Source organism: Breznakiella homolactica (assembly GCF_016616095.2).
Classification (GTDB): Bacteria; Spirochaetota; Spirochaetia; order Treponematales; family Breznakiellaceae; genus Breznakiella; species Breznakiella homolactica.
Window position 1 is genome coordinate 3,883,698 of sequence record NZ_CP067089.2, and the last position, 20,650, is coordinate 3,904,347.

A 20,650-nucleotide genomic window follows, 5' to 3' on the forward strand; every position below is an offset into this window, starting at 1 on the left:
AGATTAAATGCTCAGGCGTTCCGTATGGTGGTACGCCTGGGACCGGAGTTCCTTAACCGACTCATCTTTCAGATAATCGTCAAAGGGCATCATCCTGTCGATCATTCCTCCGGGAACAATTTCAATAATCCGGTTGGCCACGGAATTGACGAATTCATGGTCATGGGAATTGAAGAGAATAACCCCGGGAAAATCCTCCAGGCCTTTGTTGAGGGCGGTGATGGCTTCCAGGTCGAGGTGGTTTGTTGGTTCGTCGAATATAAGCACATTGGCTCCGGAGAGCATCATCTTTGCCAGCATGCACCGGACCTTTTCTCCTCCGGAAAGCACATTTACCGGCTTAAGGGCCTCATCGCCCGAAAACAGCATCCGCCCCAGGAAACTCCGTATGTAGGTATCATCCTGGTCCGGTGAATACTGCTTGAGCCAGTCCGTGATGGAATAGTCCGAATCAAAGAATGAACTGTTTTCCTTGGGAAAATACGCGACACTTGTGGTCTGTCCCCAGTAATAATCCCCGGAATCGGCCTTGGCCTCTCCGCTGATGATATCGAACAGCGCTGTTTTCGCCTGGTGTTCCGTTCCCACAAAGGCGATTTTATCGGTTTTGTTAACCATTACGGTAAAATCGTTGAGCAGCTCCGCGCCTTCGCTGGTATAGTTCAATTTTTCGGTGCGGAGAACGTTGTTGCCGATTTCCCGGTTCGGTTTAAACGCAATATACGGGAACTTCCTGCTGGTAATCACCACATTTTCCAGGTCCAGCTTTTCCAGAACTTTCTTCCGGCTGGTAGCCTGACGGCTTTTCGCGGCGTTCGACGCGAAGCGCTGGATAAATTCCCTGAGCTCCTTGGCTTTTTCCTCGTTCTTTTTCTGCTGGTCCCTGGCCTGGCGCTGAAGCATCTGGCTCATCTGGTACCAGAAGTCATAGTTACCCGAATACATGGAGATTCTCCCGAAGTCGATATCGCATATATGGGTACAAACCGAATTGAGGAAGTGGCGGTCGTGGGAAACCACGATTACCGTATTGGGAAAATCAATGAGAAATTCCTCCAGCCAGGAAATCGATTCCAGATCGAGTCCGTTGGTAGGTTCGTCCAGGAGGAGTATATCGGGATTACCGAACAGGGCCTGCGCCAGCAGAACCCGGACTTTTTTCGTTTCATCCAGTTCGGACATGGGTTTTTCGTGGTCGGCTTCATCAATTCCGAGCCCGGAAAGAAGCTGGCCGGCCTGGGATTCCGCCTCCCATCCGCCGAGGTCGGCGAAATCGGCTTCCAGCTCGCTGGCCCGCATGCCGTCCTCTTCGGTAAAATCCTCTTTGGCGTAAATGGTTTCCCGTTCCTTCTGTATTTTGTACAGTTTCGGGTAACCCATGATAACGGTTTCCATGACCGTAAATTCCTCAAAGGCAAAGTGGTCCTGCTTGAGGACCGCTATACGCTCACCGGAGCTGACCGAAATCTCACCCTTGTCGTGTTCGGTTTCTCCGGAAAGAATTTTGATGAAGGTTGATTTGCCGGCGCCGTTGGCGCCGATTATCCCGTAGCAGTTGCCCGGGGTGAATTTTAAATTAACATCCTTGAAGAGGGTTCTCTCTCCAAAGCCGAGACTGAGATCTGTTACTGTGATCACGGATCAGGACTCCTTCTTGAATAAACCTTTAATGCGGGCGAGCAGACCTTTTTTCGCGGGCGCGGGTTTTGCCGCCGGCGCCGGCTGGCGGGTTTCCTGTTTTTTCCCTGGGGCCGTTCTGTTCCGTTCCTGATTCTGCCGGTTATTGGCGGGGCGCCGGTCGTTATTATTGTTCCCCTGGCGCTGCTTATTGCCCTGAGGATGATTCCGTCCGCCGCCTTTTCCCTTCGCTGAAGCTCCATGGGCACCGCCGCCGGAAGCTTCCTTCGAGGGCGCGTCGTATTTCTTTTTGTAGTACGCCATGCGCTCGTCAAAGGAAAGATTCGAAAGATTCCGGTCTTCCCCGGGTTTCTGCCGGGGATTTCCCTGGGCTTCCCGCCGGGGCGGCTTTCTGGTTTCATTGCCCTGCCGCCGCCGGTCGTCGTTCCTTGTCCGGGACCGGCCCTGTCCGCCGTCCCGCTGCTGTCCGCTTCTGCCCCGGTCGCCGTCCCTCCGGCCGCGGCGGCGGTCATCGTGCCGGTCGTCATAGGTATCCGTGTGGATACGCATGCCTTCACTTTTATCGGCGCCGTACAGTTCTTCCGTGGCTATTTCCGAGGGGATTTTTTTCCCGATGTATTTTTCAATATCCGGAAGTTCATAAACATCCTGCTCGCTGGCAAAGGTGATGGCCCTGCCGGTTTTTCCCGCCCGGGCGGTACGGCCGATGCGGTGGACGTAATTTTCGGATTCCACCGGCAGATCGTAATTGACCACCAGGGCGAGACCTTCAATATCGAGACCCCGGGCGGCCACATCGGTGGCGACGAGATATTTCGTGTTTCCGGCTTTGACGTCTTCGATTATTTTGAGGCGTTTTGACTGGGGCAGATCCCCCATGATGAATTCACACTCGTACCCGTTTATCCGCAGCCGTTTCGCCACGATTTCAGCGTACCGTTTGGTATTGCAGAAGATGATGGCGCTTTCGGGCTTTTCCCGTTCCATGATGCCCAGGAGCATCTTCATCTTGTCATTGCTGGGAACATGGTAGAGCACCTGGTCTATTTCCTCTACGGTGACCTTTTCCGGCGCGATCTCGATTTCCACCGGTTCCTTGGTATACTCCCATGCAAGGTTTTTTACATAGGCGTTCAAGGTGGCGCTGAAGAGCATGGTCTGCCGGCGGTCCGCCGGGGGAACAACTCTGATAAGTTTCCGGAGATCGGGATAAAACCCCATGTCGAACATGCGGTCAGCTTCATCCAGAACCAGAAATGACAGATCCATGAGATTCATGTATCCCGAGCTGTTCAGGTCGAGTACCCGTCCGGGGGTCCCTACCATGACCTGCGCGTTTTCCCGGAGCAGTTTCTGCTGATGGGCGTACCCGACGCCCCCGTAAAAGCTTCCTACTTTAAAGGGAAGGTATTTGCCGAGAACCCGGGCTTCTTCTTCAACCTGGACCGCAAGTTCCCTGGTGGGAACCATGATAAGGGCCTTTTTGCCGTTAAGAAGCGGTTCGGTGAGCAGCCGCTGGAAAATAACAATCAGAAAAGCGGCGGTTTTTCCGGTTCCGGTCTGGGATTGGACGTAGAGGTCCTGCCCTCCAAAAGCGTTGGTAAGTACCTGTTCCTGAACAGGCATGCAGGTAACGTAGCCTGCATCGGCGATGCCCCGTTGGAGGTCGGGGTGTAAGTTTAGTTCATTAAATTCCATATTATGGTACATTTATACCTTTTTTTTGTAATAGTGAAAAGTAGCATGCGGGGCGGGCGGTTATGACAGAGATCATATCGGTCCGCTTCTTGTTTGAAATATACCGGCAGCAGTGAATATACTTGGAAAGTGGAACTAAAACGGCAGCTGCCCGGAAAGTTCCCGGAAACCATTTAAAAAAGGAAATGTATGAAAACGAACTGCAGGATTATTATGGCAGTACTCTGCGTGGTTCTTGTTGCCGCCGCAGGCTGTGCCCAGAACAAAAGCCAGAGCAATAACCAGTCCGGTTCAGCGCCGGCGGCCCAGGCGGGCAATACCCAGGCGCGGACATTCACCGCTGAAGAACTTGCCCGTTACAACGGTACTAACGGGAACCCGGCTTACGTAGCGGTGGACGGTACGGTTTACGATGTAACCAATGTTCCCCAGTGGGCCGGCGGGAAGCATTACCAGGGTCTTACAGCGGGCAAGGATCTCACCGAGGAAATCAAGAAGTCGCCCCACGGAACTTCTGTTTTATCGAAACTTCCGGTGGTGGGCACCTTGAAGAAATAGGAGGCAGCTCCATGTATGCGGTCCTTGGTTTTGTAAGTCTGGCGCTGTTTATAATAGTAACCGCTCCCTACTGGTTCAGACGGCTGAACCAGTGGTTCTTCCATCTCAAAGGACCGGGGTTCACGAAATTTATGAAGGGGCTGCGGTTAATCCATAAACCCCTTGGGGCGGCATTCGTGATTGTCCCCGCTATTCACGGATATCTGGCAATGGGAGGATTCAGGCTCCATACGGGAACCATCCTCTGGTTTTTTGTGGTCATCACCGCCGCTGCTGGTCATACGTTTTATCTGTTTAAAAAGCCGGGACTTCTGAGAGTCCACAGGATTTTAGCGCTGGTTACCTTCTGCTTTATCCTGGTTCATCTTTTCGTTCCGAATCTGATTTACTATATTACTGCGTAATAAAAGTCCTCTCCGGAGGGCTTTTTATTTTTTACTTCGCATTCAGGAAGCGTACAGATGGATCAGGGACAATGCCAGCGATACAACGAACGGCGGCAGGATATAAAAGAGGGTAAGTACAAGGAGAATAAAATGCCTGCCCAAAAAACCTGATGCCTTCCAGTTGTTGAGGACTAAGACCGGAACGAAACAGAGCAGCCATCCTGCCGGAGGCGCCCACGGGGTAATATAGCCCGGGTGTACCAAAAAGATGTGCAGGAGTACCCCGCAAAGAATCATGAAAATTGCTCCGGCGATCGGATTAAAATATTTCTGAACTACCTTCCTCGATATATAAAAGATAAAAAGGAATGGAAGGAACAGCACAGTACCAATAGAGCAAACAAGTTTTAAGTCCATTTTGTTTATCCTTTGTACCAAATTCCCACGGATTGAAAAGCCTGAACCGTTAATAATACTTATATTGCTTTTTTATACTATCAAATAAAACCGTTTTTCAACGATATCCATTCCCATCAAATGCTGCGCATTTGGCTCTGTAAGGTAGTGATTAAGGGTGCGGCGATGCCGCCGCCCTGCGGGTTCAACCACTTCGTGGTTGGCTCTAGAGGAAGTTATGGAATGTGCGGCTATACAGCCGCACGCAGAGTCCGCCCATCGGCGCAGATGCGCCGCCTGGAAACACCGGCGGCGGAATAGGCGCCGACAATAAAAAAGGATCGCCTTTCGGCGACCCTTTATCTGCAATATTTTTTTTACGGGTTAATTAGTAGTCCATTCCCATCAAACGCTGCGCGTTTGGCTCTGTAAGGTAGTGATTAAGGGTGCGGCGCTGCCGCCGCACTGCGGGTACCGCCCATCGGCGCGGTGCGCCGCTTGGAAACACCGGCGTCGGAATGGGCGCCAGCAATAAAAAAGGACCGCCTTTCAGCGGTCCCTCTAAGTCGCAATAACCTACTTTTCTGGCTGGATTAATAGTCCATTCCCATTCCGCCCATTCCGCCGCCGGGCATGGGGGGCGGATCTTTCTTTTCGGGGATGTCGGTGATGGCACATTCCGTGGTGAGCAGGAGGCTCGCGATGGACGCGGCGTTCTGCAGAGCGGAGCGGGTTACCTTGGCGGGGTCGATGATACCGGCCTTAACCATATCCACCCATTCCATCTTGGCTGCGTCGAATCCGACGCCTTTCTTTTCGGACTTCGCGCGGTCGGCGATAACCGCGCCGTCGAGACCCGCGTTCTCGGCGATCTGCCGGATCGGTTCTTCCAGGGCGCGTTTTACGATCTTGAAGCCAACCTTCTCATCGTCGGTAAGACCGGCGGTATCGGCCTTGTCCAGAGCCAGTGCGGCCTGGATCAGCGCCAGTTCGCCGCCGGGAACAATGCCTTCCTCGATAGCGGCCCGGGTCGCGGAGAGAGCGTCCTCGACGCGGTGTTTCTTTTCCTTGAGCTCCACTTCCGTGGCCGCCCCTACGTTGATGACCGCTACGCCGCCGGCGAGTTTTGCCAGCCGTTCCTGGAGTTTTTCCCGGTCGTAATCGGAGGTGGTATCTTCAATCTGGGCCTTGATCTGCGCGATCCGGTCCTGGATTTCTTTAGCTTTTCCGGCTCCGTTGATGATCGTGGTGTTGTCCTTGTCGATCTTAACGGTTTTGGCCTTGCCGAGCTGTGAAATATCGGTATTTTCCAGCTTGAGGCCCAGTTCTTCGGAAATAACTTCGCCGCCGGTGAGGATGGCGATATCTTCGAGCATGGCCTTGCGGCGGTCACCGAATCCGGGAGCCTTGACCGCGCAGGTGCGCAGGGTTCCCCGGAGGCTGTTGACTACCAGGGTTGAAAGGGCTTCGCCGTCCACATCTTCGGCGATGATGAGCAGGGGCTTGCCGCTCTGGGCGATTTTTTCCAGCAGGGGCAGCATGTCCTTCATGGAAGAAACTTTCTTGTCATGAATAAGGATATACACATCTTCGTACACGCTGGTCATGGTATCCCGGTCGGTTACGAAGTAAGCTGAAATATAGCCCCGGTCGAACTGCATGCCTTCCACGAATTCGATGGTGGTATCCATGGTCTTGGATTCTTCCACGGTGATGACACCGTCTTTACCGACTTTTTCCATGGCGTCCGCGATGGTATTGCCGATTTCGGAATCGTTGTTGGCGGAAACCGAAGCGACATGGGAGATTTCTTCCTTGTCTTTGATTTCCTTGGAATTTTTGCGGATTTCCTCAACCGCAATTTCCACCGCCTTATCAATACCCCGTTTCAGCTCAATGGGGGTCATTCCCGCGGCGACCGATTTAAGCCCTTCCTTTACGAGGGAATAGGCAAGAACCGTAGCCGTGGTGGTTCCGTCCCCGGCCACATCGTTTGTTTTGGTGGCAACTTCCTTAAGAAGCTGGGCACCCATGTTTTCATAAGGATCGGCCAGTTCCACTTCCTTGGCCACGGAAACACCGTCTTTGGTAACGGTGGGGGCGCCGAACTTCTTATCCAGAAGAACATTGCGTCCTTTGGGTCCAAGGGTTACCTTAACAGCCTTGGAAATCTGCTCAACCCCCGAAAGCAACTTGCGGCGGGCTTCTTCGTTGAACATCAACTGTTTCGCCATGATTCTTATTCTCCTCTTAAAAATACCGGTCTTCGGGCATACCTTTAACTTTTTTCACTGCCCTCTTTTTCCGGTTTATTGTGATATGTAGCTGTCCATTGTAGAAATACAAGGACTATATCCTAAAATACTAAAATGAAGGCTACCGCGGCAATAGGAAAACACCCCTATATGCAACAACCTGAACAAAAATATGAATATTTCCGTATATAATAGTAGTATAAAAACAAAAAAAATGTAATCATCCGGACAATCGTTTGCCTGATTTTTTTCTGTAAGAGGAGCCGCAATGAAAAAACTGCGTTTAGGTGTCCTTGGCGCTTCCCGGCATTACGGGCTGCGGGTCGCAACGCCCCTGCGGGATTCGCTCCTGATTGAACCCTACGGTATCGCTTCCCGGAACAGCGAAAAAGCCCGGGACTACGCGGAAAAATGGGATTTTCCCGTTTCCTACGGTTCCTATGAAGCCCTTTTTGGGGACCCGGATATTGATTTCGTGTTTATAACCCTGCCGAATCACCTCCACCTTGAATACATAAAAAAGGCGGCGGACGCCGGGAAACCGGTTATCTGCGAAAAGCCTCTGGGGCTCAATGCCGCCGAAGCCGCGGAAGCGGCGGCGTACTGCGAAAAACGGGCCGTGCCGCTTATGGAAGCCTTTATGTACCCCTTCCACCCCCAATGGCGGCGGGCCTTTGAAATCGTAAAATCCGGGGAGCTGGGACGGGTTATGACAGTCAGCGGGACCTATTCATATACCAACAAAGATCCCGGAAATATCCGCAATGTCGCGGCTTTCGGCGGCGGCGGAATGCTGGATATCGGCTGCTATCTGGTTTCCGCCTCCCGGCGGCTTATGGAAGCGGAGCCCCTCAGGTCCTGCTGCTCCATGGTCAGGGATGCCGAATTCGGCGTGGACAGCCACGCGTCGGCAATCCTCGATTTCGGCGGCGGCCGCACGGCGGTATTTTCGGTGAGCACCCAGCTGTTCCCGCGCCAGGAAGTCACGGCCCACGGAACCGCGGGAGTGCTCTCGGTGGAGCTTCCCTTCAATATGTATGCCGATGCTCCCGGCCGGGTCCACGTCCGGACCAATATCGGCGGCCGGTGCGTGGAAACCGAAATCGCGGACCAGTACCTTCTGGAATTCGACGCCTTCGCGGAAGCCCTGCTTGAAGGGGCTCCGGTGCCTATCCCCGTTTCCGACGCGGTGGACAACCTCGCGGCCATTGACGCTCTGTTCCGGTCCGCTGAATCCGGCGGCTGGGAACCGGTGGCCCGTCCGCGGGGGCAGGCCTAAGCGCGGCTCGTTTGCGGGAGTTTATTATGGAAATTGACATATATACCGACGGCGCGTGTTCCGGCAATCCCGGGCCCGGAGGCTGGGCCTACGTTGTCCTTGAAAAAGACGGCGCCGGGAAAGAAACGGTCCTCGCGGAAAACTCCGGCGCGGAAAAGGAAACCACCAATAACCGCATGGAGCTTACCGCCGCCGTGGAGGCCCTCCGGGCGCTCCGGGATATTCCCGGACTGCGTCCGGAAACCCTTACGGTTTACACCGATTCCCAGTACGTACAGAAAGGCATCACAACATGGGTTCATTCCTGGAAACGGAACGGCTGGCGTACCGCTTCGAAGGATCCGGTGAAAAACCGGGATCTCTGGATGACACTGGATGAATTGAATTCCGCGTTTTCCCCGCGGTGGCAGTGGGTCCGGGGCCACGCGGGAAACAAATACAACGAACAATGCGACCGGATGGCCACCGGGGCCGCCGCGGCGCTTCCCTCTTAGTTTTCGCCTTCCGCCAGGGCTTTCGCGAGAATTTCCTGCAGGGCCTGGGCTTCTTCCCGGGAAAGGGTGATCCCTTTGCCCATTTTCTCATGTCCCGGAGCCCAGTCCCGGATATCGAATTTGGGTGTTCTGCCGTTCCATGATACCAGGTTGATTTCCTTTTTCCAGCCGCCCCGTTCCTCCGAAAGAACTCCGAAATGCTTAACTACATCAAATGTTATATCCGCCATGGCCCTCTCCTGAGTTTGTATGACAAAATTAGTTCAAAATATGACGTATGATACAATAAAATTGCCAATAGTGCACTTCTAAAATATAATTATTTAGTGTTTCCTGTGCGGAAAAAAAGAATCGCCGCCGAATATATTATTTTTCTACCCTTGTTTTGATAAGAAAAGGGGGATACAATTATGAATAGTGCATATAATACACTTTCATAAAAGTATTATTCAGGAGCTGTGTATGAAAAGAAGATATATGTTCGGTCTTTTTAGCGTAATTCTGCTTGCAGCAGCGATGGTTTCTTGTAAAAGCAGCGGAGATGTGGTCGAACCGGAACCGGTTGTCGAAGCTCCTCCTGAACAGACGACTCAGCCCACTGGGGTTGACCAAAACTTACTTAATAACATGGAAGCTGCCAGGGCCAAGGCGGAAGCCGCCCGGCAGCAGTCAATAGATTATGAAGGGGATGTGTATTTTCCGGACGACTGGAACACCGCGGAATCCCAGTACACATCGGCGGGCGGAGCGAACCGGAACGACGCCAATGCCGTAACCGAGGCAATCCGGCAGTACAATGCCGCCGCCGCCGCCTTTGATGATATTACCGCCTGGGCGCTTCCCCTGTATGCGGCTGCCCTGCGGGACGATGTAATGGCCGCCCGGCGGGACGCGCTCAACGCGGGGGCCATGGAATTTTCCCCGGACCGATTTTACCTTGCCGATGAAAAAGGCGAGGCCGCGTACCTGAAATTCGACGCCGCCGATTATTACGGCGCCATCGACGCCGGTGAGGAAGCCCTGGTTTATTACATCGCCCTCAAGACGGGAAGCGATGCCTTTGTGGTCCGGGAAGCGATCATGGACCATAATTTCGTCCGCTACGACCGGAATAATTTCGATCTGGCGGAGAACAGCGGCATGGATGCCCTGGACGAATACGACGCCGGCAATATCGAAGTTGCCCTTGATTCCGCCGAAGAAGCCCTGTTCCGGTACCGCCTTGTCTGGCGGACCGCATGGCAGGCCGTTGCCGGTGAACAGCGGGACGCCGCGTCGGCGGAGCGCAAAGCCGCCCTGGATATCAAAGCCAATGTGGCGGTCAGGCATGAGTTTGAACTGGCCGATTCCGTCTTTACCCAGGGAGCGGCGGCGTACAATACCGAGGAATTTGAAGAAGCCGCGGGACTGTACAGCCGGTCCGAATCAATGTTCGCCATTGTATGGGAAGCGGCAAATTATAAACGCCAGATGGCTGAGGATGCGATCAGAGCGGCTGAGGAAAAAGTTGCCGAAAGTGACGAAACAGCCCGGGAAGCGGAACTTATTCTTGAAGGAGGCGCCGAATGAAACAGTTCGCCCCATTATTTGTAATACTCTCGCTTTTAGCGGGAACCCAGGCCGCGTTCGGACAGCAGATTGAGCTGTGCGAACCCATGCTGGATGAATCGGTCCTTTCCCAGGGCGCGGTATTTGTGTACATTCCCGCCGCCGATGTGATTGACCTTCCGGAATATGAGGATTTGGCGTATCTCTGGGCGTTTAACCCGGGCGATGCCGCGGAACCCCTGGAGTTCCTGTCCGTGGCGAGTCTCGCGGCGGCAGCGTCCTCGGATGCCGCCACCGGAATAATCCCCCGGCATATCCGCAACAATGAGTATTTCCTGGAAAGCGTCCGCCTCCGGGATATGGCCCAGCAGGCCTTTGACTACGGTGATTACGACGCGTCGGCGAATTACGCCGCCGAGGCCCTCCGCTACGCCCAGCTGTCCGATGAGTACGTTGCGCTGCAGCTTAAAATCCGGGACGCCGACAACGCCATAGCCCGGGCCAGGGACCGCATGGCGTGGGCAGCCTCCCGGGGTATCGATAAGAGTTATCCCGCCCGGTACGGCGAGGCCCAGACATCATACGATGAAGCGGTGACCGCCCGGGGCAATGAGGACTGGGACGGAGCCATAGCCGCCGCCCAGCGGGTTCTCTACGTTCTGGCTGACGCCACTGAGGTTCTTCCCCTCCCGGCGCAGTACACCGTGCGCACCTGGGCAACCGAACGTGACTGCCTCTGGAATATTGCCGGTTACTCATGGGTTTACGGTGATTCCTTCCAGTGGAAGCGCCTGTATGAGGCCAATAAGGCCAAAATGCCCGAAGCAAACAACCCCGACCTGATTCATCCCGGAACCATCCTGGATATTCCCAGTATCCGGGGCGAAACCCGCCAGGGCATGTGGCAGGCCGGCAGGTCCTACAGTCCCCTTCCTAAAGCCAGGTAAAGGGACAATGCCGAGGCCATGAGGGCGTGCACATACGGCGGCCGCCCCATGCCTCGGAGGACTTCCTCCGGTTTTACCAGTTCTATATCGACAAATTCATCCTCATCAAGATCCTGTTTTCCCGATTCACCCAGATCTTCGGCTAAAAAGAAATGCGCCGTATTGGACATGAGCGCGGGGTTCGGACTGAATTCTCCGATTTTTGTTATTTTCCTGGCGGCGTATCCGGTTTCTTCCTGCAGTTCCCTGAGCGCGCCCCTGCTGATATCCTCCCCGGGTTCAATAACGCCCCCGGGAAATTCAAGACTCATGGACTGTGACCCGTGCCGCCACTGGCGGACCATTACGAATTCCCTGCCCCGGGGGCTTTCCAGTACCGGCACGACTATTGCCCAGTCAGATGCGTCGATAACCGTAAAAATCCCCTCTCTTCCCCGGGGAGACCGGCTCCGGTTTTCTCTGACGGTAAATACCGGGGATGTGTATACGACTGTCCGTGATTCTTCTGTCCAGATAAGGTGGCTATATTCTTTCATATACATCACAGTATCCGCTTCCGTTAATTTCGTATAGCGGGATGAAGTCAGGGCAATCCGAAGCCGGTCCTGCCGGGAAGTGTCAGTCCAGAACCAGAAACTGCGGATCGATGTGGCTCCGCAGCAGGGTTTCAATATATTTCATGCTGAATTCCGGCTCATTGTGCCGGACCCCGTGGCTGGCGGCCAGTTCCTCGGAGTAATCCCGGAACAGATAATTGCGTACATTGCTGAATCCGGATCCGTAATGGGTCACCACCGGATGCGTCCGGACATTTTCTATCCATACTTCCCGCTTGGGCCCGGCCTGTTCCAGGGTCAGTACCAGTTCAAAGGTAAGGAATATACCGACGAGCCGGGGCGCCTCGCGCTGGGCGGATATAAAATTCCCCAGGGAGTACGCCGTAAGGGTTTTTCTTCCGTCATCGCCGGTTTCTATCCATTCTACCGGCTGGATCACATGGGGGTGGGTTCCGATAATTACATCCGCTCCCCAGGAAGCCAGTTCCTCCGCCAGGGCGCGCTGGTTTTTCGTCGGAACGTGGGTGTACTCATTGCCCCAATGGACACCCACAATAACCACATCCGCCAGTTCCGCCGCCCGGCGTACGTGGTCTTCCATGATTTTGCGCTGGGATGTATATATCACCCGGGCTTCGGCGGTATTCGGAACGTACATCCCATTGGTGGATTCCGTATAGGCGAGGTAAGCAAGGTTGAGTCCCTTTACCGTGTGCAGGGTAATTTCCGGTATGTTTTCAAACCGTTCATAGAGTCCGGCCGTCATGGTATACCGGGGCATGGATGCCCAGAACCGGCGGGTGGCGGCTATGCCAGGGGTTCCAAAATCGTATGAATGGTTGTTGGAGAGTGAAAAAACCCGCCAGCCGGCTTCGTATGCGGCTCTTCCCAGATCACCGGGGGTGGAGAAAAGCGGGTAGGTGGATGGTTCCAGCTCATCATTGACCAGGGTCTCCTGGTTTATCCAGTTTATGTCAAACTGCTCCAGAAAAGGCCTGATATTTTCATATATATAAGAAAAATCATACAGCCTTTCCTGCGGCGGATCGGCTTCTTGTGCTCTGCGCCGGGCCTGATTGTACAGCGTGTTATGGATTAGGTTATCCCCCGCCGCGGAAAAACTCACCCGTACCTCTATGGCGGGTTTTTCCTCCGGCTGGATATACTCAATCTGCTGCGGCGGATCGGTTATTTCTGCCGGAAGACTGTTGAGACAGGCAGTAAAACTGAGTGAAAATACCGCGGTAATTAAAACCGTCAGGGATAAACGGATGTTTTTTTTCACCGGCGGCTGCCTTCCCATCCCGGGAGCCGGATACCGGCAATTCCGCAGGGGCGTATACGATCCATACCTATAATTATACCCCTGAATTTGTATATTTTCATGAAAACGGCGGCTCCGGAACCTGTCCCCGGCGCCATGCCGGAACTGATGCAGAACCGTTCCTTCTCATCGAGGAACCCGAAGTGGGGGGAGTGGAAGACCCGCGAAGCGGGGCTGAAACGAGGGGGAGCAGCCCTCTTGACCGGGCAGCACCGAGCCGGTTAAGCCGGAACGCACCCGGGCCATAGCGGCAACGCCGGGTGTCATCAAACCAAAGGTTTGAGTAAAAGGGCGGATGAGCGGTTTTCTAGGCCGCAGGCCGACGCACCACCATCCGCCCTTTACATGACAGGCCCCGCAGAACCGGTAAACATGGGTGCGTTCCGGCTTGAAAGACCCGGTGCTCCCCCTCATCCTTTTGACAAGTTTTCCCAATCGCTTTATGCTTTAAGGGTACCGGAGGCACAGGGGTGCTCCCGGGGACCATCCGGACCGGGATCCGGCGTATCCGTATACGGTCCGGCCACGCAAGTCCAAGGAGGTTACCATGGCAATCATTACGATTTCACGCGAATTGGCGGCCCTCGGCGATGAGACAGCCAACGAATTATCTAAACTTCTGGATTACCGTTTCGTGGACAAACATGCCCTGGAAGAGCGGATAAAATCGTACGGATTTTCCGAGCGGAAACTGGAAAAATACGATGAACGCAAGCCGTCGTTCTGGGCGTCCCTGTCACAGGACAGGGATGATTACCTTCATTACCTGAAGACCGCCATGCTTGCCGAGGCGGGGCAGGGAAACTGTGTCTTTATCGGCCGGGGCGCCAATGTGGTGTTCAAAGGAGTTCCCGGGGTTCTTTCGATTTTTCTGGTCGCCCCCGATGAAATCCGGGTTGAACGGGTTAAGAGTTATTTTCACAGCGATGATAAACGGGCCCGCCAGATTGTGGAACAGAGCGACCATGACCGGGACGGTTTCCACCGTTATTTCTTTGATATGGAATGGAAAAATCCGGATTATTACCATCTGACCATAAACACCGGCCACCTGCACCCGGCGCTTTGCGCGGAGCTGATTCAGGGGCTCAAGGACCGGCTGATCACAAATGACGTGGAATCCCTCTGCAAAGTCCGTATCCAGGAAATGACCCTGGCCCAGCAGCTGGTGCACCACATCCTGTACGAGAAAGAAATACCCATTCATTTCCTGGAAGCCGCTGTTTCCGGGGGAACGGTCACACTCTTCGGGGTGGCCAATTCCCAGTCCCTGGTGGAAGCCGCTGTTTCCTCCGCCCGGGAAGTGCCGTCGGTTACTGCGGTGCAGTCCGAAATCCAGGTGGTCCAGGAATACAGCGTAATGCCCTAAGGCCGGCTGCCGCGGGGTAGTGTCAGAATAATCTTGTTGCGGAGCGGTAATGAAAACTGAAGCACTTCTTGAACGTCTGCATGTAATTGACAGTGAATACCGCCGCCTGGAACACGCCGCCGCGCTCCTTCAGTGGGATCAGGAAACGTACCTGCCCCGGGACGCCGTGGAGGAACGGGCGGAACAGCTTGGGCTTCTGGAGGGCATCGCCCATGAACGGATCGTTTCCCCCGAAGTGGGGAAACTCCTTTCAGAGCTGGGATCAACCTCGGAAAATCCCCGGGGCGATGAAAGCCTCCCCGCTCTGGAGCGGGATTTCCTGCGGATACTCCGCAGAAACTATGACCGGCAGATAAAACTGCCTCCGGATTTTGTGCGCAGCTCCGCCCGGGCCGAAGGCCTGTCCCAGGCAGCCTGGATCGCCGCCCGCAGTAACGATGATTTTACGGCGTTCGTCCCCCATCTTGCGGAAATGGTCAGCATCTCGCGGAAAAAGGCCGAATACTGGGGGGCGGGCGGGGCTGTGTACGATGCCCTTCTTGATATTTACGAACCCGGAATTACCGCCCGCGAAATCGAAGGGCTTTTTGAGCCCCTTAAACTCCGGCTCAAGACGCTGCTGAACAGGATCGGCTCGGTTCCCCAGATTCATGCTCCCTTCCTTTCGGAGGCCTATGACTGCGGGGCGCAGCATACATTCAGTATGTACCTTCTGGATTACCTCGGATTTGACCAGAACCGGGGACGGCTCGATACCAGCGCCCATCCCTTTACCACAACATTGGGGGCCGACGACGTACGAATCACCACCCGGTTTATAGAAAACAATGTGGTTTCGAGCATTTTCTCAACCATCCATGAAATGGGGCACGCTTTTTACGAAATGGGCTTCCCCGCGGAGCTCCGCGGAACCTCCCTGGGGGAGGGTGTTTCCATGGGTATCCACGAGTCCCAGTCACGGCTCTGGGAGAATGTTATTGGCCGGAGCGCTTCCTTCTGGCAGGGGCTGTACCCGGAATTCCGGCAGCGGTTTTCCGGCCGGCTCAAGGCCGTATCCATGGAGGATTTTGTCCGGGGGATCAACCGGGTGGAGCCTTCGCTTATCCGGATAGAAGCCGATGAAGTCACGTACTCGCTGCATATCATCCTCCGTTTTGAACTGGAACAGCAGCTTTTTTCCGGGGCGCTGTCCCCGGAGGACCTTCCCAAAACGTGGAACGCCCGCATGAGGGATCTCCTGGGGACGGAACCGCAGACAAACGCCGACGGTGTGCTCCAGGATGTGCACTGGTCCATGGGCGCGTTCGGTTATTTCCCCAGTTACGCGCTGGGTAATTTGTACGGTCTCCAGTTCTGGCGGAAACTGAACGCCGACATACCTCACGCGGAAGCTGCCATAGCCCAGGGGGAATTCGCCGGAATCCGGGAGTGGCTCCGGGATACCCTGTACGTATGGGGCAGCCGCCTCGAACCGGCGGAGCTTCTTTTTAAGGTGTGCGGTGAAAAATTATCCGTGGATCCCTTTGCGGAATACCTGGAGCGCAAATATTCGGATATCTATGGATTTTGATAATCTTCCGCTTTCGCGGGACCTGCTGTACCTGGCCGCCGCTTTGCTGGGAGCCGCCGCGGGACTGCTGCTGTATCTGGTGTTTCCCCGGAGACGCTCCGCCAGGAGCCGGAGCCGGATTGTGACCGTCTGCCTGTGCGTTCTTTCCGCCGCCGTCGTATCCGCGGCGGGGGCAGTGGTTTTTTCAGCGGGAACCGTATTTTCGGATACAAATATTCTGGCAGTTTCCCTGGCCGCGGCCGCGGTTTTCCTCCTTGCCGTCCGGTTTCCCCGGGCCGCGGGGTTTCCTCTGGTTATTCTCGGCGGAATCGCCGTGGTGGGGATTGGTTTTGCCTTTCTCAGGTTTCCCGTACTCGACACCCGGGGAATTGCCCTGGCCGCGGTCCGCAATGACGGCGGAGACCAGTTCTCCATGAGTATTGCCGATGGAGCGGGAAACGGCGCGTACCGGGGTTTTTCTCCCATAGAAGGTACCGGCAGCGAGGGCATTCTTGAATTTTCCGCCGCGAAAATCAGCTTTGCCGGGTATTATCCCCTTATCGGCGGCGGAGAACGGGGCATTCTGGCTTCTGTGCGCCGGGGAGATACGGAACTCTATGCCGATCCCCGGCTTGCTGAACCCCCGCTGGCCGGATTTTACGCTTTGTTTCCCGTGCCCGGCGGCCGCCTGGGGATTTCACTTGCATCATACAGCGGCAATCTTTCCCTGGGCACAATTCCCCCGGGAGCGCGGCGCGATGCGGTATTTGACGGAGAAACCGTCCGTTTTATTTCCCCGGGACTTCCCGTAACTCCCTGATCCGCGGAACCATCAGGCCCTGATGGATTTGATGAAGTATACTGCTTTATCGATAATAGACAGGCTTATCAGGATCCCCACGATAATTTCCGGATAAATAAGATACGGTACGAGCGAAGGAAACACGATCCGTACCAGTTCCAGGGCAAACAGCACCATGGTGGACGCCACCGCAACCTTGCCGAATATCGTTGTCTGGGGGATGAGCTTTTGCCGTCTTATATACAGTATCAGCATTAATATGCCCTGGAAAAGCAGCCGGAATACGATAAGCCAGAACAGCCAGGCCGGCAGAAGCTGGAATATGTAATAGGCAATCCCTACCACCATGAGCAGCGAATAGTCGCTGATGGAGTCGAGGATCTTCCCCATATAGGTTTCTTCTTTCCGCGACCGTGAAACATGCCCGTCGATCAGATCCGTCAGGAAGGTCAGCGCCGTGGCCGGCACCAGTATGGGGCCCACCGGATATTGGCTGGCCGCCAGGATCAGAAATAACAGGAAGGGAACCATGCTGATCCGTATCATGGTGATTTTATTGGCAATGTTAACCTTGGTCATGTGTTCGCCGCTGCTGAGGTTGTAAAAAAGCGCGGAGTTGTACAGTAAAAAGAGGATCAGACCTATATGGAAAACGATCTGCACCGCCGCAAACAGCATGGTAAACCCCGCGGGGAAGGAAAGCGAAAAAGCCACCGCAAGAAAACCCGCCATTTCAAGCAGGCAGTACAGGACCGCGGTTCCTATAATAGATTTGGACAAAGATTTGGATAAGGAATCTGCCCGTAGAGAGCCCATAAAATCCTCCTGTTGTATATGCCTCTAAAACCTAGCGCTTGACAGGGGTCTTGTCAAACCTCATACTGAAATTATGACCATCGCGGACAAAATAACTTTTTCGCGCCTTGTTATGGCGCCGTTGTTTTTTATAGTGTATCTGCTTCAGGTTTTTTTTCCCCGCTGGGACGCGGCTGGGGCCTTTTGGACAATTCCCGTATTATGGCTTCTATTTATCGTTTCGGAAATCACGGACCTGGTGGACGGAAAGGTCGCCCGGGGACGCAATGAGGTCACCGATTTTGGAAAACTCTTCGATCCCTTCGCCGATGTCTTGGTTCGGATCACCTATTTTCTGTGTTTTGTGGTGGATGGGATTCTTCCGGTACTGCTTTTCCTTTTAGTGCTGTACCGCGAATTCGGTATTCAATTCCTCCGTACCCTTATGATGAAGCAGGGTATTGCCATGGGCGCCCGCTGGGGCGGCAAGATTAAGGCTTTCACCTATATGCTTTCCGGCGGGGTCGCGCTCATCGCGTCCACCGTCCGGCGGCTTGGCATGGATGAATCGCTCTTTTCAATATTTAAGTATATTGCGGTTGGTATTTTCGCGGTTTCCGTGATTATTTCCGTGGTTTCGTTCTTTGACTATGTTTCGGTGTACCGGAAAGCGGGAAAAAACTGATTTCAAAAATTCTCTGATTTTTATTTCAAAATAAAATATTTTTTGCCGGAAAAGTGTGAAGAAGACGGTAAAATGTATTGACTTTTTCTTCGTATAAATACTATATTTGTTTCTGCGCCGCTGGGTAAGCGGTGTACATGGAAAGCGTTGTAACCGTAAGTTCTTTTGGTCTTTTTGAAAAACTTATACATTAAAATGCTTGACAGAAATGAGCGGATGTTGTAATGTCTGCAAACCGCCTGAGAGGCGTACTGCGGCCTTGGCATAGAAGTTGCTGTGGGTTGAGGCAGAGGAAACGATCTGAGGGTCTGTTTGAGAGAACGGACAGAAGATAGAGCGGTGCGAAGCGGAAGCTAAAGCGCCGGAGATATTTGGAAATACAGGGAAGGGGAGGAATGAAAAAGCGGAGCTTTTTCATTTTCGAAGAAATAAACCTCGGTTTATTTTTTCATAAAGGAAATGAGGAAGCGAAGTGGATTTATTCAAGAAAGAAGAAAGAGAAAAGCCAGCAGAGATAGCTTTACGGAAGTGAAGTTATGGAAGCGAAGCGTATAGAGAGATTGTAGAGATATGATCTCCCGTCTTTTTGAGGAAGGGGCTTGAAATGATATCTACCAGTCTTCGGACTGATAGAAAATATATCATGGAGAGTTTGATCCTGGCTCAGAACGAACGCTGGCGGCGCGTCTTAAGCATGCAAGTCGAGCGGCAAGTCGGTGCTTGCACCGGCCTAGAGCGGCGGACTGGTGAGTAACGCGTGGGTGATCTACCTTAAGGTTGGGGATAGCCGTTAGAAATAGCGGGTAATACCGAATGTGGTTTCCGGACTGTGGTCTGGAAAAGAAAGGAGCTTTGGCTCCGCCTTGAGATGAGCCCGCGTCCCATTAGCTAGTTGGGGGTGTAAAGGACCACCAAGGCGATGATGGGTAGCCGGCCTGAGAGGGTGAACGGCCACACTGGGACTGAGATACGGCCCAGACTCCTACGGGAGGCAGCAGCTAAGAATATTCCGCAATGGACGAAAGTCTGACGGAGCGACGCCGCGTGGATGACGAAGGCCGAAAGGTTGTAAAATCCTTTTGTTGATGAAGAATAAGCATGGGAGGGAATGCCCGTGTGATGACATTAGTCAACGAATAAGCCCCGGCTAATTACGTGCCAGCAGCCGCGGTAACACGTAAGGGGCAAGCGTTGTTCGGAATTATTGGGCGTAAAGGGCGCGTAGGCGGTTTTATAAGCCTGGCGTGAAAGCCCGCAGCTTAACTGCGGGACTGCGTTGGGAACTGTAAGACTAGAGTCATGGAGGGGGAGTTGGAATTCCTAGTGTAGGGGTGAAATCTGTAGATATTAGGAAGAACACCGGTGGCGAAGGCGAACTTCTAGCCAATGACTGACGCTGAGGCGCGAAAGTGTGGGGAGCAAACAGGATTAGATACCCTGGTAGTCCACACCATAAACGATGTACACTAGGTGTTGGTCCGAGCGGATCAGTGCCGAAGCTAACGTGATAAGTGTACCGCCTGGGGAGTATGCCCGCAAGGGTGAAACTCAAAGGAATTGACGGGGGCCCGCACAAGCGGTGGAGCATGTGGTTTAATTCGATGATACGCGAGGAACCTTACCTGGGTTTGACATAGCGAGGGATGTGCTAGAGATAGTACAGCGTAGCAATACGTCTCGTTACAGGTGCTGCATGGCTGTCGTCAGCTCGTGCCGTGAGGTGTTGGGTTAAGTCCCGCAACGAGCGCAACCCCTACTGCCAGTTACTAACAGGTAACGCTGAGGACTCTGGCGGAACTGCCGGTGACAAACCGGAGGAAGGTGGGGATGACGTCAAGTCATCATGGCCCTTATGTCCAGGGCTACACACGTGCTACAATGGTCGGTACAAAGCGAAGCGAAACCGCGAGGTTAGAGCGAAGCGCAAAAAGCCGGCCGTAGTTCGGATTGAAGTCTGAAACTCGACTTCATGAAGTTGGAATCGCTAGTAATCGCGCATCAGCACGGCGCGGTGAATACGTTCCCGGGCCTTGTACACACCGCCCGTCACACCATCCGAGTTGGAGGTACCCGAAGCCGGTAGTCTAACCTGTAAAGGAGGACGCTGTCGAAGGTACGTTTAGTAAGGAGGGTGAAGTCGTAACAAGGTAGCCGTACTGGAAAGTGCGGCTGGATCACCTCCTTTCACAGTGAAAGGGGACAAAAACCTGACGGTTTTTGTCACGGAGTTTCCTGATGGAAACTTCATAATGCAGTCGCCGATGGTAACATCTGATCAGACTGAAGGCTTTGTACAGCCGAAACCGGTACGGATCTTCAGGGATCCGTACCACCCTTCCTTCTTCTTTCTGCTCCCTCTCCCTTTTTTTG

17 protein-coding genes and 1 rRNA gene are annotated in these 20,650 nt (G+C 53.9%); 11 read left to right on the forward strand and 7 right to left on the reverse strand.

All coding sequences use genetic code 11. The features are described from left to right. Positions 1-3 precede the first annotated feature (3 nt). Positions 4-1,638, reverse strand: a complete 1,635-nt coding sequence (locus tag JFL75_RS17545) for an ABC-F family ATP-binding cassette domain-containing protein (protein ID WP_215627972.1) — start codon at positions 1,636-1,638, stop codon at positions 4-6. A 3-nt stretch (positions 1,639-1,641) separates the two neighbouring features. Beyond that, positions 1,642-3,336: a DEAD/DEAH box helicase gene (locus JFL75_RS17550; RefSeq protein WP_215627973.1), complete on the reverse strand. Its 1,695-nt coding sequence runs from the start codon at positions 3,334-3,336 to the stop codon at positions 1,642-1,644. Positions 3,337-3,525: 189 nt separating this feature from the next. Here JFL75_RS17550 and JFL75_RS17555 point away from each other — a divergent pair, with 189 nt between their 5' ends. Together JFL75_RS17555 and JFL75_RS17560 are read left to right on the forward strand one after the other, a co-directional pair. Further along, entirely contained in the window at positions 3,526-3,894 is a 369-nt protein-coding gene (locus JFL75_RS17555; protein WP_215627974.1) for a cytochrome b5 domain-containing protein, read from the forward strand. 11 nt (positions 3,895-3,905) lie between these two features. Beyond that, positions 3,906-4,298, forward strand: a complete 393-nt coding sequence (locus JFL75_RS17560; protein ID WP_215627975.1) for a hypothetical protein — start codon at positions 3,906-3,908, stop codon at positions 4,296-4,298. A 971-nt stretch (positions 4,299-5,269) separates the two neighbouring features. Here the strand turns inward: JFL75_RS17560 and groL are convergent. Continuing rightward, on the reverse strand, positions 5,270-6,910 hold the full coding sequence (groL, locus tag JFL75_RS17565; protein WP_215627976.1) for a chaperonin GroEL: 1,641 nt from the start codon (positions 6,908-6,910) through the stop codon (positions 5,270-5,272). A 289-nt stretch (positions 6,911-7,199) separates the two neighbouring features. Here groL and JFL75_RS17570 point away from each other — a divergent pair, with 289 nt between their 5' ends. Beyond that, the gene (locus tag JFL75_RS17570; RefSeq protein WP_215627977.1) at positions 7,200-8,210 is read left to right on the forward strand and encodes a Gfo/Idh/MocA family protein; all 1,011 of its coding nucleotides are present in this window, start codon (positions 7,200-7,202) and stop codon (positions 8,208-8,210) included. 26 nt (positions 8,211-8,236) lie between these two features. Continuing rightward, positions 8,237-8,704: a ribonuclease HI gene (gene rnhA / locus JFL75_RS17575; protein ID WP_215627978.1), complete on the forward strand. Its 468-nt coding sequence runs from the start codon at positions 8,237-8,239 to the stop codon at positions 8,702-8,704. Here the strand turns inward: rnhA and JFL75_RS17580 are convergent. After that, entirely contained in the window at positions 8,701-8,934 is a 234-nt protein-coding gene (locus tag JFL75_RS17580; RefSeq protein ID WP_215627979.1) for a YdbC family protein, read from the reverse strand. The genes rnhA and JFL75_RS17580 overlap by 4 nt on opposite strands. A gap of 232 nt (positions 8,935-9,166) precedes the next feature. Here JFL75_RS17580 and JFL75_RS17585 point away from each other — a divergent pair, with 232 nt between their 5' ends. Beyond that, positions 9,167-10,273 carry a hypothetical protein gene (locus JFL75_RS17585; protein WP_215627980.1) on the forward strand — a complete coding sequence of 369 codons (1,107 nt, stop codon included), beginning with the start codon at positions 9,167-9,169 and terminating at the stop codon, positions 10,271-10,273. Then, a complete protein-coding gene (locus JFL75_RS17590) occupies positions 10,270-11,199 on the forward strand; it encodes a LysM peptidoglycan-binding domain-containing protein (protein WP_215627981.1) in 930 nt (309 codons plus the stop codon). The genes JFL75_RS17585 and JFL75_RS17590 overlap by 4 nt, the downstream gene beginning before the upstream one ends. Here the strand turns inward: JFL75_RS17590 and JFL75_RS17595 are convergent. Together JFL75_RS17595 and JFL75_RS17600 are read right to left on the reverse strand one after the other, a co-directional pair. After that, the gene (locus JFL75_RS17595; protein WP_215627982.1) at positions 11,172-11,735 is read right to left on the reverse strand and encodes an NUDIX hydrolase; all 564 of its coding nucleotides are present in this window, start codon (positions 11,733-11,735) and stop codon (positions 11,172-11,174) included. The genes JFL75_RS17590 and JFL75_RS17595 overlap by 28 nt on opposite strands. Before the next feature lie 82 nt (positions 11,736-11,817). Beyond that, entirely contained in the window at positions 11,818-13,041 is a 1,224-nt protein-coding gene (locus JFL75_RS17600; protein ID WP_223292695.1) for a CapA family protein, read from the reverse strand. Between the two features lie 586 nt (positions 13,042-13,627). On the opposite strand from JFL75_RS17600, the gene JFL75_RS17605 reads away from it, so the two are divergent. The 3 genes from JFL75_RS17605 to JFL75_RS17615 are packed head-to-tail and all read left to right on the forward strand — an operon-like array spanning position 13,628 to position 16,818. Then, a complete protein-coding gene (locus JFL75_RS17605; protein WP_215627984.1) occupies positions 13,628-14,449 on the forward strand; it encodes a cytidylate kinase family protein in 822 nt (273 codons plus the stop codon). Between the two features lie 49 nt (positions 14,450-14,498). Continuing rightward, positions 14,499-16,019, forward strand: coding sequence for a carboxypeptidase M32 (locus JFL75_RS17610; RefSeq protein ID WP_215627985.1), 1,521 nt, complete (start codon positions 14,499-14,501; stop codon positions 16,017-16,019). Next, a complete protein-coding gene (locus tag JFL75_RS17615; RefSeq protein WP_215627986.1) occupies positions 16,009-16,818 on the forward strand; it encodes a hypothetical protein in 810 nt (269 codons plus the stop codon). Before JFL75_RS17610 ends, JFL75_RS17615 begins: the two co-directional genes overlap by 11 nt. A gap of 12 nt (positions 16,819-16,830) precedes the next feature. Here JFL75_RS17615 and JFL75_RS17620 read toward each other — a convergent pair whose 3' ends face one another. Beyond that, positions 16,831-17,616 (reverse strand): CDP-alcohol phosphatidyltransferase family protein, encoded by a 786-nt coding sequence (locus JFL75_RS17620; RefSeq protein ID WP_215627987.1) that lies wholly within the window; start codon positions 17,614-17,616, stop codon positions 16,831-16,833. A 73-nt stretch (positions 17,617-17,689) separates the two neighbouring features. On the opposite strand from JFL75_RS17620, the gene pgsA reads away from it, so the two are divergent. Further along, positions 17,690-18,280, forward strand: coding sequence for a CDP-diacylglycerol--glycerol-3-phosphate 3-phosphatidyltransferase (gene pgsA, locus JFL75_RS17625; RefSeq protein ID WP_215627988.1), 591 nt, complete (start codon positions 17,690-17,692; stop codon positions 18,278-18,280). A 640-nt stretch (positions 18,281-18,920) separates the two neighbouring features. Continuing rightward, positions 18,921-20,465, forward strand: a 16S ribosomal RNA gene (locus tag JFL75_RS17630). Positions 20,466-20,650: the final 185 nt, after the last annotated feature.

What these genes read in the sequence shown, in the direction of transcription:
- JFL75_RS17550 (WP_215627973.1), bottom strand. Translation starts at nt 3,336, where the DNA reads ATGGAATTTAATGAACTAAACTTACACCCCGACCTCCAACGGGGCATC.
- JFL75_RS17555 (WP_215627974.1), top strand. Translation starts at nt 3,526, where the DNA reads ATGAAAACGAACTGCAGGATTATTATGGCAGTACTCTGCGTGGTTCTT.
- JFL75_RS17560 (WP_215627975.1), top strand. Translation starts at nt 3,906, where the DNA reads ATGTATGCGGTCCTTGGTTTTGTAAGTCTGGCGCTGTTTATAATAGTA.
- groL (WP_215627976.1), bottom strand. Translation starts at nt 6,910, where the DNA reads ATGGCGAAACAGTTGATGTTCAACGAAGAAGCCCGCCGCAAGTTGCTT.
- JFL75_RS17570 (WP_215627977.1), top strand. Translation starts at nt 7,200, where the DNA reads ATGAAAAAACTGCGTTTAGGTGTCCTTGGCGCTTCCCGGCATTACGGG.
- rnhA (WP_215627978.1), top strand. Translation starts at nt 8,237, where the DNA reads ATGGAAATTGACATATATACCGACGGCGCGTGTTCCGGCAATCCCGGG.
- JFL75_RS17580 (WP_215627979.1), bottom strand. Translation starts at nt 8,934, where the DNA reads ATGGCGGATATAACATTTGATGTAGTTAAGCATTTCGGAGTTCTTTCG.
- JFL75_RS17585 (WP_215627980.1), top strand. Translation starts at nt 9,167, where the DNA reads ATGAAAAGAAGATATATGTTCGGTCTTTTTAGCGTAATTCTGCTTGCA.
- JFL75_RS17590 (WP_215627981.1), top strand. Translation starts at nt 10,270, where the DNA reads ATGAAACAGTTCGCCCCATTATTTGTAATACTCTCGCTTTTAGCGGGA.
- JFL75_RS17595 (WP_215627982.1), bottom strand. Translation starts at nt 11,735, where the DNA reads ATGAAAGAATATAGCCACCTTATCTGGACAGAAGAATCACGGACAGTC.
- JFL75_RS17605 (WP_215627984.1), top strand. Translation starts at nt 13,628, where the DNA reads ATGGCAATCATTACGATTTCACGCGAATTGGCGGCCCTCGGCGATGAG.
- JFL75_RS17610 (WP_215627985.1), top strand. Translation starts at nt 14,499, where the DNA reads ATGAAAACTGAAGCACTTCTTGAACGTCTGCATGTAATTGACAGTGAA.
- JFL75_RS17615 (WP_215627986.1), top strand. Translation starts at nt 16,009, where the DNA reads ATGGATTTTGATAATCTTCCGCTTTCGCGGGACCTGCTGTACCTGGCC.
- JFL75_RS17620 (WP_215627987.1), bottom strand. Translation starts at nt 17,616, where the DNA reads ATGGGCTCTCTACGGGCAGATTCCTTATCCAAATCTTTGTCCAAATCT.
- pgsA (WP_215627988.1), top strand. Translation starts at nt 17,690, where the DNA reads ATGACCATCGCGGACAAAATAACTTTTTCGCGCCTTGTTATGGCGCCG.